We start from the raw sequence: 14,805 nt of genomic DNA on the forward strand, positions 1-14,805 counted from the left end.
AAAGTTATGGCGCGTCGTCTGCCACCCTTAAACGCATTAAAAGCCTTTGAAACAGCGGCCAGACACCTTAGTTTTACTAAGGCGGCGGAAGAAATGTATGTTACCCAGGCCGCTATCAGTCATCAGATTAAAGCACTGGAAGATCATCTGGGTTTAAAGCTGTTTATGCGGAAGAACCGTTCGCTGTTACTGACAGAAGAAGGCCAAAGTTACTTTCTGGATATTAAAGAAATTTTTCTGCAGTTACATGAAGCTACTGAAAAATTACTGGCTCGTGGTGCCAAGGGCTCCCTGACAGTCAGCTTGCAGCCGAGTTTCGCTATTCAGTGGCTGGTTCCCCGTTTAAATCAGTTTAGTGAGCAGCATCCGGATATTGATGTCCGGATTAAAGCTGTCGATTTAGACGAAGGCTCATTGACCGATGATGTCGACGTCGCAATTTATTATGGCCGGGGTAACTGGCGCAATTTACATGCGGATAAGCTGCATACCGAATATTTGCTCCCGGTTTGTTCACCGTTATTACTAAATAGTGGCAAGCCACTGAATGAACCTACTGATTTAGCCAGGCACAATTTATTGCATGACAGCTCGCGTCGTGCCTGGAAAGCCTGGTTTACCAGTCAGGGCTTTAAGCAGTTTAATGTTAATCAGGGACCGATCTTCAGCCACTCATCAATGGTATTGCAGGCAGCTATCCATGGTCAGGGCGTCGCCTTAGCGCACAACGTGCTGGCCCGGCCGGATATTAATTCTGGCCGGTTAATAGTGCCGTTTAATCATGTGCTGATCAGTAAAGATGCTTACTATCTGGTCTGCCGTGAAAGTCAGGCAGAGCTTGGTAAAATTACTGCATTCCGGCAGTGGATGGTCGATATGGTAGCCGCCGAGCAATTGCTGTTTACTGAGCAACAGTTTACTAATGCCGTTGCCATTGATTAATGCCAAAGCCCGCTTAATTCTGGCGCATGGTGCCGGTGCAGATTGTGACAGCCCTTTTATGACGCAGCTTGCCGGGGCGCTGGCAGAGCACCATATCGTCGTGCAGCGGTTTAATTTTCCATATATGCAGCGCATTATTGCACTGGGCAGCAAAAGGCCGCCGGATAAAATGGCGGTATTGCAATCACATTTTACTGAGCAGATTAAACAGACCGATGGCAGCTTGCCGATTTTTATCGGCGGCAAATCGATGGGCGGCCGGGTCGCCAGTATGCTGGATCTGAGAGATACGCCGGAAGTTAAGGCAATTTTCGCTTTTGGCTATCCGTTTCATCCACCGGGTAAAAGCCAGTGGCGGACTGAGCACTTCAGTCAACTGACAAGTCCACTGCATATTTTGCAGGGAGAACGTGACCCTTTTGGCAAAAAGACAGAGCTGACGGACCTAAGCTGGCCAAAAGTGTCAGTGTGTTGGTTAAATGCAGCCGATCATGATTTTAAACCGACTAAAATTAGCGGCTGGCAGCAACATCAAGTTATTAAAGCTGCTGCGGCATATTGCAATGGGGTAATAGATGAAATACTTCTGGCCGGTCACTAATTGTTTATCGGCAATGTACGGGGCAGCAGTGGTAGGGTTGGCTGCCGCTTCAATGCACTTATGGGCCGGGCTTAACCCGACAGATTTCGGTCGGCTGTTAAGTGCAATCAGCATATTAGCTTTTCATGTGCCGGCGCTATTAATTATTGGTCGTCATCCTGGCCGGTTCAGGTTGATAAAAGTGGTGGTACTGTTGTGGCATCTCGGACTTTGGCTGTTTGTCTGGACACTTTGTGCTGGTGTCCTGCAGTTACCGTTATACTATTCTGCCCTGGCACCCACAGGTGGACAAATTTTGATTATCGGCTGGTTGCTGCTTGCACTAAGCGCCTGGCAAAAGGATGTTAAATGAAACAGCTATTACTATACTGCCGGGCAGGTTTTGAAAAAGAATGTGCCGCAGAAATTCAGGACAAAGCCAGTAGCTTTGATGTGTTTGGTTTTTGCAAGCTCACAGCAAATTCAGCTTACGTTATTTTCGAAGCCTATGATGAAGATGGTCTGGCAGCGTTTTATCGGGACTATCCGTTTGAGCATTTCATTTTTATCCGACAATGGTGTCTGTTACAGGCTGAACTGATTGAATTGCCGTCTGAAGACCGAATAGCGCCGGTACTTGAAGCTCTTGTAGCTGCTGACTTAACCGGCTGTGGCGAGCTACGGGTTGAATATCCTGAAACAAACGATGGTAAAACCTTATCTACCCTGGCGCGTAAATTAACAGTACCTCTTCGTCAGTCTTTGCGTAAAGCGGGCATATTATTGCAGAAAGAGCAAAAACGAGCGCCGGTTTTACACCTGTTGTTACTTAGTGGTCAGCAAGGTTATGTTGGCTTGTCTTATCCGGAAAATAACAGCCCGCTGGAAAACGGTATTTTGCGGTTAAAGTTTCCCAACGAAGCGCCAAGCCGGAGCACCTTAAAACTGGAAGAAGCATTTCTGCAGTTTATTCCTAAGTCTGAATGGGATAAACGTTTAGGCGGTGGCCTAAATGCGGTGGATTTAGGCTCCAGCCCCGGTGGTTGGACCTATCAGTTGGTTAAACGCAGCATGATGGTAACCGCTATTGATAACGGGCCTATGGCTGAGTCACTAATGCAAACCGGCCAGGTCAAGCATTTAACGGTAGATGGCTTTAAGTTTGAGCCGCAAAAGAAAAATGTCTACTGGCTTGTCTGCGATATGATTGAGCAGCCGCAACGGGTTGCTGAGCGGATGGGGGATTGGCTGATTAACGGCTGGTGTCAGGAAGCCATATTTAACTTAAAACTGCCGATGAAAAAGCGCTATGAAACAGTAACCGGGATACTGGCTCTGCTGGAGCAGCGGCTGGTAGATGCCGATATTAAATTTCGCTTGCAAGTTAAGCATCTGTACCATGACCGTGAAGAAGTCACGGTACACGTGCAAAACCTTATTTTGAAATTCTAAGCGTTTCTTTCATTGAATTAAGCACTGAATTAATCAGCGCTTAATTCAAGAGTCAGCCACACCAATCTATGGTCTGAGCTGGCACCTCTGGTGCCTACCAACGGGTAATCAGGCTGATTTTTTGCCGGCCAGAATACGCCACCATCTTTTATTTCCCAACCAAAGTCTGATGCCAAAACATAATCTGCCCGCATCCGCCAGCCTGCAGTGTGATATTTGGCGTGGTCCAGTTCAGGAGTGTTTTCCGCTGCGCCTAAACTTGCAGGGGTAAAATTTTGTTTTATTTTATCGTGATTAACCAATGCTTTTATCGCAGTGTTAATAGCGTCACCGTCACCATCAGCAGAAGCATTTAAATCGCCGAGTAGCACGAAACGGTTGTTTGCAGCCAGACCGCCGGTCTTACCATTATCATCATAAATATAATCTGCTTTTGCTGGATTAAGATAGTCCAGCCAGAAGCGGATCTCATCATGATTGCGGATACCATTGCGGTTTTCCGGGCCATCAAAAACCGGTGGCGTCGGGTGGCTGGCCAGAATATGTACCGTCTTATCATCAATTGTCAGCGGAATATCCCAATGAGATTTAGATGACAAAGGCATTTGCTGCCAGGCTTCGGGGCTATACCAGGGGCTGCCATCCTGTTTTGTTGTTGGCATAAAACCTGGCATATCGCGCCATTTGAAATGCTGAAAAGTCCTTACATTTGCGGTATCAATCGGAAACTTTGATAAAATAACCATACCATACTGGCCCGGGTAAAAACCGTAACCCCAGGCATCAGCTCCTACGCCGGAAGCTTTGCCATCGTTATCAAGATCAAACGGGCTGGGTTGGCCGGTGTTGACGGTTGAATAGTAAAAGTAAGGATAGTCTATCGCCGCGCTGCCTTGCTGAGCCTGATTAAGATAATTTTTGATAAACAGCTGCACACCTTCTTCGGGATTTGCAATGTAATCAAACTCATTAAGCAGAATAACGTCGGGCCTTACCCGCTGAATTATCGCTGCGATATTTTTTACCTGTGGGTTGTCACCTTTTGCCAGAATGCCAGCCAGCACCTTGTTGTTGCCGGTTTCACCCCGCGGCAGATAATTGCTTGATTCCATACTGACGTTAAACGTAGCAACTTTAATCTCAGTGGGGGGTGCGGCCATAGCTACTCCGGGCGTAAGCATTAATAAAAAGGCAAAATAAAAGTGTTTAAGCATAGTAAAAAAGAATTAGTAAAACGGCTTGCAAGCATAACGGGGCGTTAATAAAAACACCAGCAGAGCAAAGATATACACCCTGAATGATATTTTTTGAGCAATTTAGGACGTGATTATTCGCAACTCTGACCAGCCATGTTACACTTGGATGACAGACGCACTTTGACTTAAGAAGAGCTAAAAAGTTCCCGGTTAAATTGTGATGTAACGAAAGTGACATAAAAAATAGTTACACTAAGCCCCAGCTTGAAATAACATCTGTATTCAAACGGAATTAGAACACTACTATTAACTACCAGGTGAAAACGATATGAAAATAAAACATTTAGCGTTGGCGGTCACACTCGCAATGGGTGTAAGCACTATGGCCTATGCTGATACATCATCAGCTATTAGAGGAAATGTTGTTACGCCAAGCGGACAGGTTGCGACTAACGCTCGTGTGGAGATTTTACATGTACCGTCAGGCACACGTTCTGTAGCAGTTTCAAACGAATCTGGAGCCTTTTCAAGCTCAGGTTTGCGTGTTGGTGGACCCTACACTGTGACCATCACCAGCGCTGAAGGCGCTAAAACCTATGAAAATATTTTTATATCGCTGGGAGAGTCATTTCGCTTAAATGCTCAACTTGAGGCGACACAGGTTGAGCGTATTTCTGTAACTGGTAGTACCATTACCACAGGCAATAATACAGGCAGTAGTAGCTACTTTAACGCCGATGATATTGCTAATGCACCAAGCTTTACTCGCGATATTAAAGATATCGTCCGTAACAACCCTTTGGCAGTATTATCATCAAAAGACGGTGAGTTAAGTGTAGCGGGTACAAACCCACGTTTTAACAGTATCAGTGTGGATGGTATTGCACAGAATGACGACTTTGGTTTAAACGCCAACGGCTACCCAACAACCCGTTCTCCTATTTCTTTGGAAGCAATTGATCAGGTAACGATCGACGTTTCACCTTTCAACGCCAAAGACAGTGGTTTTCAGGGGGCTAAAATTAATGCGGTAACGAAGTCAGGTGCCAACGAGTTGTTTGGCTCTGTGTTCTATGAAACGCAAAACGATAAGTTAGCTGGCACTCCGCAAAACGGCATGAATGAAATCCCACTCGACTTTGATGAAACAACTTATGGAGCGACCTTAGGTGGCGCCTTTATCAAAGATAAGTTGTTCTTTTTTGCATCCTATGAATACTTTGAAGCTGAGACGTTTGCTGAGTGGGGTCCGGCAGGGTCTGGTGCTCCTAATCAGACACAAGCAACTAACGAGCAGTATCTCGCTGTTCAGGAAATTGCCAGAACTGTGTATGGTGTTGATGCCGGGGTGTGGGATGCATCACCGGTTACTGATGATGAAAAGTTATTGTTAAAGTTAGACTGGAACATAAATTATGACCATCGTGCAGCATTAACGTATCAGTATACAAAAGGTAATCGTACCTCAAATGCGTCTAACTTTGCCGGTGAGTTACGCTTTTCATCTCATTGGTACGACAGAGTGGAAGAGTTAAATAACTATGCGTTTAAACTTTACTCAGACTGGACGCCAGATTTTTCAACTCAATTTAGTTTAACTTATATCGATAACCCAACTATTCAGGCTTCTTATGGTGATTTCGGTGATGTAACAATCTTCACCCCAACAGGAAACATCGCTTTAGGCTCTGATTTATCGCGTCATTCAAACGAGCTGAAAAAAGAATCGTTAATTATGGCATTTGATGCCGACTATTTGGTGGGCGATCACAGCATTAATTTTGGTTATCAATACAAAAGCCTTGATATTTATAACCTGTTTTTACAGCGTACCAAGGGTGAATATCAATTCAACAGTATTGAAGACTTCGCTAACCAGCAGGCCTCGTTTTTACGCTATCAAAACGCAACCAGTCTTAACCCTGTTGATGCAGCCGCTGCGTTTACCCGTGATGAGCACGCGGTTTACATACATGATGAGTGGAATATCAGCCCTGAGTTAGTGTTAGATATCGGCTTACGCTATGAAATGCTAGCGTCTAGCGATACCCCAACCTATAACCCACAGGCCGAAGAACGCACAGGTTTTTCCAATACAGAAAACCTTGACGGTACTGGTATTCTTTTACCCCGGTTCGGTTTCACTTGGGATGCTGCTGATGACTTAGTTGTGCGCGGTGGTGTGGGCCGGTTCTCTGGTGGTCAGCCAACAGTTTGGGTATCGAATTCCTATTCGAATCCAGGAGTTGGAATTGGTGAGGTTACATTGCGTAGCGGCCCAGATTTGGCCAATATCCGTATTGACCAAATCCCACAAAATGTTTTGGATACTGTTGCCAATTCAACCCGTTTTGCAAGCACCAACTTTACAGATCCAAATTTCAAGTTGCCTTCAGACTGGCGTTTCCAGTTGGCGGCGGACTACCGTTTTGATTTACCATACGTTGGTGACAACATTCTGTGGACTACAGAGTTTATGTACAAGAAAGGCGAGAACACAGCCTTCTGGAAAGATGCCAGTTTAATTGGTGATGAAGACGGTACTACAGCTGATGGCGGCCGAATCATTTATGATGATGAAGATGGCAGTACATACGACTTGATGCTAACTAATGCCGACAAAGACGGTGAATCGAAGATCTTTAGTACTGTATTATTCAAGAAATGGGACAATGGTATCACATTGACCACTTCTTATACTAATCAGGATATTACTGATTCTCACACTAGTACAAGCTCGACAGCGACCAGCAACTATGGTTTTAATACGACAATTAACCGGAACGAAGCTATCGTTGGTCGTTCAACCTTTGAAACTGAGCACCGTTTCGTTGTTAATTTTGGCTATGAAACAGAGCTGTTTGCTGGATACAAAACCAATGTGAATATGTTCTTTGAGCGTCGTTCAGGTAAGCCGATCACTTATTATGCTGATGGTAACCGTGTTGGTGATTTGGGCGATCCGTATGGCCTTCTGAGTCCTGGCATTTTTACCGACTCATTCTTGCCTTACATTCCAACGCAGGGTGATACGAATGTGCGCTTTGCTTCACCAGAGGCAGAAGCGACCTTCTTCAACACAATTAATGCGCTGGGTCTGAGCCAGTATGCTGGTGGTTACTTACCAAAAGGCGTAAACACCACACCTTGGGTCACCACACTTGATTTAAGTATCCGTCAGGAAATCCCTGGGTTTATGGAAGGACATAAAGGTTTAGTGTACGTAACTGTCGACAACTTCTTGAACCTGCTGGATAGCAGTAAAGGTAAAGTGTATGGTAGTGACTTTGGCACGGTTGAACTGGTTGAGTTTACTATTGACCCAGCGACGCGTCAGTACGTGTATGGTAACCCGTCTACCAATACTCGCAACTGGGACACCTTCTATACTCAGGATTCAACCTGGCGCCTAAAAGTGGGCGTAAGCTACCGCTTCTAACTGCCAGTTCGACTGTTGTTTTAAATGCCCGCTTAATGCGGGCATTTTTTTAGCAGCTTTTATTTTTTCTGCTGTTCTCTTAGCGAGGAAAACTTGAAAAATGTCTACTTCAAGTCGACTTAAGAAGTTTTTTTGGTTTTATTGATATAGCTCATTTTGATACTTACGAAGCCCTCGCGGCATAGTAGTGGGCAGTCATTTGACATATATATGAGCGACTCGAAAAACTAACACTGCTTGAAAAAACTTTAGGTTATCCTTTGGAGTTTAATTAGACATATAAAGCAAACCAATTAAAAAGCTCCTCATCTTGTAAAGATGAGGAGCTTAAGTTAGCAAGGTGCTGCCTAAATGTTTCTTTGATAAATTTAACTATCTAGGTTTAACTTCACCTACATTCCTATGTCGTAAAACTGAAGTATTTTCTAAAACGTCTATCAAACCGTTGTTGTCCCAATCAGAGCCACTTATGATGTCTGAATGCCAATAATGTTCATCAGCCTGACCGTCCAAATCAGTATCAACATCTATTTGCAATCTGTATACAGCGGCATAAGCCTTGTTGTCAGTAAGACTTGTATTATAAGTGCTATTGACATACTCAACTAAACTTCGATGCTCGAGCAGTTCGTAGTATTCAATCAGTTCATCAACATAGACAGAATATCCATCTATATGAAATTCAGAATCTCCGTTATTGGTGAAAACATATGCACTTCCAGCACCATTGCCTCTTGACGAGATACCGCTTTGATATGCAACGTATGTTATGTCGAAGGCGCTAGAAAATACAGGAGCTGAAACTGCAAAAATTACAGTCGCGGCAAGGGATTTAATTATATTTCTCTTCATTTTTATTACCTTTGTGTTTTGTGGGTTAATGAAGTGTTATTAATGTATGGCTAATCGGCCATATATGCAACATTAAATTTAAATATGTTTAGATTTTAGGTTGTTTATTTCGGTTTGAGGGTTTTTAGGCATTTGAATTAGGGCTGCAATTTATAGAGCTGACGTGACATTGTCTTCATGTTCTAGTTGTCTTAAGGGTTTTAAATTGCATTTTTGTATTTCTTAATAAAACTTTTTTAGCGATAATCACCAGCTGTTTTCCGGAAAGTAGGCGATGTTGTGGCTAAAAATACTATTATTGCTATTGCTGGTGCTTCGGCATCTGGTAAAAGTTTGTTTGCATCAACAGTATACCAGGAGCTGGTAGCAGAACTGGGCGGCGAACGTATCGCTATTTTATCCGAAGATGCTTACTACCGGGACCAAAGCCATTTATCTTTTGATCAGCGGATCCTGACCAATTATGATCATCCATCTGCCTTTGAACATGGTTTACTGGTTGAGCACCTGCAACGTTTGCGTGCTGGCCAGAGTATTGAAATGCCGCAGTACAGTTACAAATTGCATACCCGTTTAGATGAAACAATTAAAGTGCAAGCCGCAAAAGTGATTTTAGTGGAAGGGATTTTATTGCTGAATGATGAAAAATTGCGCCAGCAGTTTGATATTAGTGTTTTTATGGATACACCACTGGATATTTGTTTACTGCGCCGGATAAAGCGCGATCTGGAAGATCGCGGCAGAAGCCTGGCGTCAGTAACTGAGCAATACGAAACAACAGTGCGGCCGGCTTTTTTCGAGTTTATAGCGCCTTCCAAACAATTTGCTGATTTGGTGGTAACCCGTGGTGGTAAAAATCAGATTGCGATCGATATTATAAAAGCAAAAATTCGCCAGCTGCTGGCAGAATAATAATAATCAGGGAATAACGTATGATGGGATTAGTGGGCATTCTTGCCTTATTGCTGGTGGCAATTGCGGCATCAGCACACCGTAGCCGGATAAACTGGCGCACCGTTGGTGGTGCTTTTGCAATTCAGTTGGCAATTGGTGCTTTTGTGCTGTACGTGCCAGTGGGCCAGGACGTGCTTTACAGTATATCGCAGGTCGTGGCCAATGTTATCGGCTACGCCAATGCCGGTATTCAGTTTCTATTCGGCGATTTAGGCAAGTTCTCGCAAGGTTTTATATTCGCCATTCATGTGTTAACGATAATTATCTTTTTCTCATCTTTAATTGCGGTGCTTTACCATATTGGTTTAATGAGCTGGGTTATCCGGCTGATTGGCGGTGGCTTGCAAAAACTATTAGGTACCAGCCGGCCGGAATCTATGTCGGCGGCGGCAAATATTTTTGTTGGTCAGACTGAAGCACCGTTAGTGGTTAAGCCCTTTATTCCAACCATGACCCGCTCAGAGTTATTTGCAGTAATGGTAGGTGGCCTGGCGTCAGTTGCTGGTTCTGTGCTGGCTGGTTACGCTGGTTTAGGGATTGAACTGAAGTATTTAATTGCCGCAAGTTTTATGGCGGCGCCTGGTGGCTTTTTAATGGCAAAAATAATATTGCCAGAAACTGAGCAGCCAAAGAATGAGCTAACTGAAATAAGCACTGAAAAACCACATACTAATGTCATTGACGCGGCAGCAGCTGGCGCCTCCAGTGGTATGCAGCTGGCGCTGAATGTCGGTGCTATGTTGTTGGCGTTCGTTGGTTTAATTGCGCTGGTAAATGGTATTGTAGGTGGCATTGGCGGTTGGTTTGGTATGGAGAACCTGACACTGCAATTGATTTTTGGTTATGTTTTTCAGCCGCTGGCTTTTATTCTCGGGGTGTCCTGGGATGAAGCCCGGTTGGCCGGCAGCTTTATTGGCCAGAAACTGGTCATTAATGAATTTGTGGCATACCTCGACTTTGTGCAGGTGAAAGATCAGCTAAGTGCTCATACTCAGGTAATAGTGACTATTGCCCTTTGTGGTTTTGCTAACTTTTCTTCAATTGCTATTTTATTAGGTGGCCTGGGCGGCATGGCTCCGGGGCGCCGGGCTGATATTGCACAACTGGGGTTAAAAGCCCTGCTTGCTGCAACATTGGCTAACTTGATGAGCGCTGCAATAGCAGGGTTCTTTTTTTCCTTAGGCTAACAAACAGGTCTTTTATATGACACAGCAAGTTCCAACGTTAGATATAAGACGGTTTGCCACCGACAAAGATAACTTTGTTGCCGAAATTGGCAAAGCCTACACTGAGTTTGGATTCTGCGGCATCAGTGGCCACGGTATTCCAGATGAAGTGGTAGCAAATACCTATAGCGCGATTAAGCAGTTTTTCGCTTTACCGACTGAGGTTAAAACAAAATACCATAAACCAGGGCAGGGCGGTGCGCGCGGCTATACCGCCGTTGGCGTTGAAAAAGCCAAAGACTCAAATCATCCGGATTTAAAAGAGTTCTGGCATGTTGGTCGCGAGTTGGATGGCCCGGCACCGCACCCAAGCTTATATCCGAATATCTGGCCATCTGAGGTGCCTGGCTTTAAAGAGGCAACTTATACTCTGTTTACTGAGCTGGAACAGCTGGGCAACCGTGTACTGGAAGCATTGGCCTTGTATCTTGGTCAGCCGCAGCAGTACTTTGCTGATAAGGTCAATTACGGTAATTCTATATTGCGGCCTATTCACTATCCGCCTATTAAAGATACCACTACTGAATCTATCCGTGCTGGACAGCATGAGGATATCAACCTGATCACCTTGCTGGTTGGCTCTAATGAAGCAGGCCTGGAGATTTTGCGTCGCGACGGTAGCTGGTTACCGGTAACCACCATTGAAGGCACTATAGTGGTTAATATTGGTGATATGTTGCAACGGCTGACTAACCATGTGTTACCATCTACAACCCACCGGGTTGTCAATCCAGCTGGTGCAGCGGCCAGTGAGCCACGTTACTCTATTCCGTTTTTTATGCATCCGAATCCGGACTTTGTCATTGAAACGCTGGAAACCTGTATCAGCAAGGATCGACCTAATCGCTATCCTGAGCCAATCAACTCAAACGATTATTTGATGCAGCGGCTGGAAGAGATTGGCTTGCTGAAAAAGGCGAAATAAATAGCGCGCTGCTCAGCAAATAAGCGAACGAGTAAAAACGAGCAGAATAGTTGAATTCAATAGTTGACTAGTTATTTTGAATCGCTATACTGCTCGCCATGTTAAGCACCTGCTTTAAAGCAAAGTGTAAAACATACGCAGATGTGGTGGAATTGGTAGACACGCAAGCTTCAGGTGTTTGTGCCCACAAGGCGTGAGAGTTCGAGTCTCTCCATCTGCACCAAATTAACCGGCCTTGGCCGGTTTTTTTGCATCTACATGTTACCGTTTTAATTCGATGCGGCGGATAAAGTCTTCTACCAGAATATCGTATAGTTTGTTACCCAGGTGCAGGTCTTCTACGCCGTCATCAATGTTAGGGTTGTCATTTACTTCTATGACGTAAACCTTTTCGCCGTCTTGTTTAACATCTACACCATAAAGGCTATCACCAATAGGTGCACAGGCGCGGATTGCCGCATCCAGCACATGCGCCGGTACTTCATTTACTGCGCAGGTACTAAAGCCACCACTTTCTGTTTTTGCTTTGCCATGTTTATATATTTGCCAGTGATTGCGGGCCATAAAGTATTTACAGGCAAATATCGCCTGGCCGTTTAATACGCCAATCCGCCAGTCGTATTCGGTGAAGGTATAGCGCTGTGCCAGAATAATAGCGCTTTGCTCAAACAGACTGGTGAGAGTAGAGCGTAATTCTGTCAGGGTTTTTACTTTGATAACCCCGCGGGAAAAACTGCCGTCGGGTATTTTCAGAACCAATGGTAAACCGAGGCTGTCGGCAGCACGTTCCAAATTATCTTCATCCTGCTTAAATAACATCAGGCCATCGGGCATCGGTACTTTGTGTTGTTCAAACAGCGTGTGCAGATAAACTTTATTACCGCAGCGTAAAATAGAACTTGGATCATCTACTACTGCCAATCCTTCGCGTTCGGCCTTTTGTGCCATATGAAATGTATGGTGATTTACCGCTGTTGTTTCCCGAATAAACAACCCATCGAATTCGGCAAGCCGGTGAATATCTTTCGAGGTGATCTGCTCCACATCCATTGCTGCTTTTTTTGCCGCCCGAACAAACAAATCCAATGACTTGGGCGTGCAAGGTGGAAACTTCTCTTTCGGATCAACTAACACAGCCAGGTCATATTTAAACTTGCGGTTAGCCGGTTCCAGCCGCCATATTTTGTGGCTGTATTTTTCAAGAATATTGCCAAACAGGCTTTGCTCCGTTTCAGTGAGTTTGTTGACACTGCCAATTTTCAGGGTTTTAACCTGCCAGCGGGTTTTCTTCTGAAGCTCGACTCTGAGGATGGGTACCGGAAAAGCCTCAAACAGATAGGCGGCAACTTTTTTTAATGCTTTATGCTCCGTTTCCCCAAAGTAAATATTAAACGTTAGCTGGCTTGCGGTTTCTTCAGCAAGATCTTTATTCAATTGTTGCAGTAGCGCCAGTGGTACTTCATCAGCAATATCAGCAATTTCGTGGCGGTTAAACTTATTAAAAGCCCGTACCGACGGCATAACATTATGGCCGCGTGCTTCAGCGAGCAAAGAACAATAGTAACCACTACCCAGATAATGTGACTGACGGCACAGATTAATGACCCGTACCCGCTGTTTCTGTTTTGCGGACCATTTCAGATAGGCGGGTAAGCTCATTACACCGTCGTATTGATGAAATGGTGCCCAGTCCTGAGCTTTATCTACTATTATTATCAGTTTCGCCATGTTGCCTCCTGTTAGCGGGTTAAGCCTGACTTATTATGGCATTGAATGACAGCAAATTATTTTTCAGCATAGCATCAGAATTTCTTACTGGCATTTCAAAAGGATAACTGTTGTGATGTATTTAAGATGCTATTAAGAATGATGTTTAAGGTAAAAGTTTATGGTTAAGTCAGAGCAGGACCACAATATCAGATTACGACCTGCCATGCTGGCTGATGTTCCTGCTTTACAATCTATTGAGCACCGTTGCTTTGTTTCAGACAGGTTAAGTATTCGTAGTTTTCGACGGTTCATTACTGAAAAACGTAGCGACTTGCTTGTACTGGAAGTTGGCGAGGCACTGGCAGGCTATTTTCTATTGATCTACCGCAGAGGCACGAGTCTGGCGCGGTTGTATTCAATAGCCGTGGATCCTGCATTCCGGCAAAAAGGGTTTGCCGAAAAGCTGATGGCTGAAGCTGAGGTCCAGGCGGCTAATCGACATTGTGCATTGTTAAGGTTGGAAGTACGTAAAGATAACGAAGCAGCAATAAAACTCTATAAAAAACTACAGTACCATGAGTTTGCGATAAAACATGACTTCTATGAAGATCATTCAGACGCAATCTGCATGCAGAAGCAAGTGATTCAGTTTAAGCGTGACTCGGGTACCCGTCAGGTTCCTTATATCGCACAAACTACACCTTTTACATGTGGGCCGGCCAGTTTATTAATGGCCTTCAATTATTTTGAACCAGGCTCATTTAATCCTTATCAGCATGAAATTGAGCTATGGAGGGAGGCCACCACCATATTTATGACCAGTGGACACGGCGGTTGTGGCCCAAGAGGATTAGCATTAGCGGCGCATCGTAGAGGTTTTACTGCTGAAGTCTACCTGAATAATGATGGTTTACTGTTTGGTGACAGTGTGAGAAGTGAGGCTAAAAAAGCGGTACTGCAGCGGGTACATGACGCTTTCAGGCAACAAACTGAGCAGCAAGGTGTCACCGTTCATCATGCTGAGCTTACGGTAAGTGCAATTAAACGGTATTTGCAACAAGATAAATTGATTATTGCTCTTATCAGTACCTGGCAATTTGATAAGAGCAAAGCACCCCACTGGGTGGTGGTGTGCGCTGCCGATGATAACTTTATTTATATTAACGATCCTGATACAGCTGACATTCCCTGGTTGTCGACAGCGGAGCGACAATACATTCCAATCGAGTATAAAGTATTTAGCAAAGCTTTCAGCTATGGCAAAAAGCGACTTAAGGCTGCTGTTATTATCGGAGCGCAGAAAAAATAAGCGGGTTTTGTAAGTATTTTGATTAAACCGTCTGCTTTTTGTGCGAACGAATCATTGCCGTAGTTTTTTATTATTTTAAAGCTTGCAGCGTAGCTAAAACCCCCTATAATGCGCGCCATGCCGACGGGGGCTGCGTCAAGCAGGCTTCAGGTGAGATAAACCGGATTGCAAAAATCTTTAAAAAAGACCCTTGACAGTCAGGTTTAAATCACTAAAATGG

General features: G+C 44.5%; 12 protein-coding genes and 1 tRNA gene. 10 read left to right on the plus strand and 3 right to left on the minus strand.

The window, feature by feature from the left end:
* Nucleotides 1-6 precede the first annotated feature (6 nt).
* Genes KQY15_RS11190 through rlmM form a run of 4 tightly spaced genes read left to right on the plus strand, consistent with a single transcriptional unit; the run spans nucleotide 7 to nucleotide 2,974 of the window.
* Complete coding sequence (locus KQY15_RS11190; RefSeq protein WP_217669278.1) at nucleotides 7-942, plus strand: transcriptional regulator GcvA; 936 nt, start codon at nucleotides 7-9, stop codon at nucleotides 940-942.
* Nucleotides 923-1,543: an alpha/beta family hydrolase gene (locus tag KQY15_RS11195; protein WP_217669279.1), complete on the plus strand. Its 621-nt coding sequence runs from the start codon at nucleotides 923-925 to the stop codon at nucleotides 1,541-1,543. Before KQY15_RS11190 ends, KQY15_RS11195 begins: the two co-directional genes overlap by 20 nt.
* Nucleotides 1,518-1,895: a DUF423 domain-containing protein gene (locus tag KQY15_RS11200; protein ID WP_217669280.1), complete on the plus strand. Its 378-nt coding sequence runs from the start codon at nucleotides 1,518-1,520 to the stop codon at nucleotides 1,893-1,895. The genes KQY15_RS11195 and KQY15_RS11200 overlap by 26 nt, the downstream gene beginning before the upstream one ends.
* Nucleotides 1,892-2,974, plus strand: a complete 1,083-nt coding sequence (gene rlmM / locus KQY15_RS11205) for a 23S rRNA (cytidine(2498)-2'-O)-methyltransferase RlmM (protein ID WP_217669281.1) — start codon at nucleotides 1,892-1,894, stop codon at nucleotides 2,972-2,974. The genes KQY15_RS11200 and rlmM overlap by 4 nt, the downstream gene beginning before the upstream one ends.
* A 29-nt stretch (nucleotides 2,975-3,003) precedes the next feature.
* On the opposite strand, the gene KQY15_RS11210 is transcribed toward rlmM, so the two are convergent.
* Nucleotides 3,004-4,134, minus strand: coding sequence for an endonuclease/exonuclease/phosphatase family protein (locus tag KQY15_RS11210; RefSeq protein WP_217669282.1), 1,131 nt, complete (start codon nucleotides 4,132-4,134; stop codon nucleotides 3,004-3,006).
* 364 nt (nucleotides 4,135-4,498) lie between these two features.
* Between KQY15_RS11210 and KQY15_RS11215 the strand changes: the two genes are divergently transcribed.
* Complete coding sequence (locus KQY15_RS11215; RefSeq protein ID WP_217669283.1) at nucleotides 4,499-7,609, plus strand: TonB-dependent receptor; 3,111 nt, start codon at nucleotides 4,499-4,501, stop codon at nucleotides 7,607-7,609.
* Between the two features lie 372 nt (nucleotides 7,610-7,981).
* Here the strand turns inward: KQY15_RS11215 and KQY15_RS11220 are convergent, their stop codons facing one another.
* Nucleotides 7,982-8,461 (minus strand): hypothetical protein, encoded by a 480-nt coding sequence (locus KQY15_RS11220; RefSeq protein ID WP_217669284.1) that lies wholly within the window; start codon nucleotides 8,459-8,461, stop codon nucleotides 7,982-7,984.
* A 279-nt stretch (nucleotides 8,462-8,740) separates the two neighbouring features.
* On the opposite strand from KQY15_RS11220, the gene udk reads away from it, so the two are divergent.
* From udk to KQY15_RS11240, 4 genes are all read left to right on the plus strand, one after another.
* The gene (gene udk / locus KQY15_RS11225) at nucleotides 8,741-9,373 is read left to right on the plus strand and encodes a uridine kinase (protein ID WP_217669285.1); all 633 of its coding nucleotides are present in this window, start codon (nucleotides 8,741-8,743) and stop codon (nucleotides 9,371-9,373) included.
* A 20-nt stretch (nucleotides 9,374-9,393) separates the two neighbouring features.
* A complete protein-coding gene (locus tag KQY15_RS11230; RefSeq protein ID WP_217669286.1) occupies nucleotides 9,394-10,602 on the plus strand; it encodes a NupC/NupG family nucleoside CNT transporter in 1,209 nt (402 codons plus the stop codon).
* Between the two features lie 16 nt (nucleotides 10,603-10,618).
* Nucleotides 10,619-11,566, plus strand: coding sequence for an isopenicillin N synthase family dioxygenase (locus KQY15_RS11235; protein WP_217669287.1), 948 nt, complete (start codon nucleotides 10,619-10,621; stop codon nucleotides 11,564-11,566).
* 137 nt (nucleotides 11,567-11,703) lie between these two features.
* A tRNA-Leu gene (locus KQY15_RS11240) sits at nucleotides 11,704-11,789 on the plus strand.
* A 38-nt stretch (nucleotides 11,790-11,827) separates the two neighbouring features.
* Here the strand turns inward: KQY15_RS11240 and KQY15_RS11245 are convergent.
* On the minus strand, nucleotides 11,828-13,294 hold the full coding sequence (locus KQY15_RS11245) for a RimK family ATP-grasp domain-containing protein (RefSeq protein ID WP_217669288.1): 1,467 nt from the start codon (nucleotides 13,292-13,294) through the stop codon (nucleotides 11,828-11,830).
* 160 nt (nucleotides 13,295-13,454) lie between these two features.
* Here KQY15_RS11245 and KQY15_RS11250 point away from each other — a divergent pair, with 160 nt between their 5' ends.
* Nucleotides 13,455-14,585, plus strand: coding sequence for a GNAT family N-acetyltransferase/peptidase C39 family protein (locus KQY15_RS11250; RefSeq protein WP_217669289.1), 1,131 nt, complete (start codon nucleotides 13,455-13,457; stop codon nucleotides 14,583-14,585).
* Nucleotides 14,586-14,805 lie beyond the last annotated feature (220 nt).

This window comes from Arsukibacterium indicum (genome assembly GCF_019100565.1).
Taxonomy (GTDB): Bacteria; Pseudomonadota; Gammaproteobacteria; order Enterobacterales; family Alteromonadaceae; genus Alishewanella; species Alishewanella indicum.

Bases quoted from the DNA above. Each gene is read 5' to 3' on its own strand.
- KQY15_RS11190 (WP_217669278.1), top strand. From the start codon at position 7: ATGGCGCGTCGTCTGCCACCCTTAAACGCATTAAAAGCCTTTGAAACA.
- KQY15_RS11195 (WP_217669279.1), top strand. From the start codon at position 923: ATGCCGTTGCCATTGATTAATGCCAAAGCCCGCTTAATTCTGGCGCAT.
- KQY15_RS11200 (WP_217669280.1), top strand. From the start codon at position 1,518: ATGAAATACTTCTGGCCGGTCACTAATTGTTTATCGGCAATGTACGGG.
- rlmM (WP_217669281.1), top strand. From the start codon at position 1,892: ATGAAACAGCTATTACTATACTGCCGGGCAGGTTTTGAAAAAGAATGT.
- KQY15_RS11210 (WP_217669282.1), bottom strand. From the start codon at position 4,134: ATGGCCGCACCCCCCACTGAGATTAAAGTTGCTACGTTTAACGTCAGT.
- KQY15_RS11215 (WP_217669283.1), top strand. From the start codon at position 4,499: ATGAAAATAAAACATTTAGCGTTGGCGGTCACACTCGCAATGGGTGTA.
- KQY15_RS11220 (WP_217669284.1), bottom strand. From the start codon at position 8,461: ATGAAGAGAAATATAATTAAATCCCTTGCCGCGACTGTAATTTTTGCA.
- KQY15_RS11230 (WP_217669286.1), top strand. From the start codon at position 9,394: ATGATGGGATTAGTGGGCATTCTTGCCTTATTGCTGGTGGCAATTGCG.
- KQY15_RS11235 (WP_217669287.1), top strand. From the start codon at position 10,619: ATGACACAGCAAGTTCCAACGTTAGATATAAGACGGTTTGCCACCGAC.
- KQY15_RS11245 (WP_217669288.1), bottom strand. From the start codon at position 13,294: ATGGCGAAACTGATAATAATAGTAGATAAAGCTCAGGACTGGGCACCA.
- KQY15_RS11250 (WP_217669289.1), top strand. From the start codon at position 13,455: ATGGTTAAGTCAGAGCAGGACCACAATATCAGATTACGACCTGCCATG.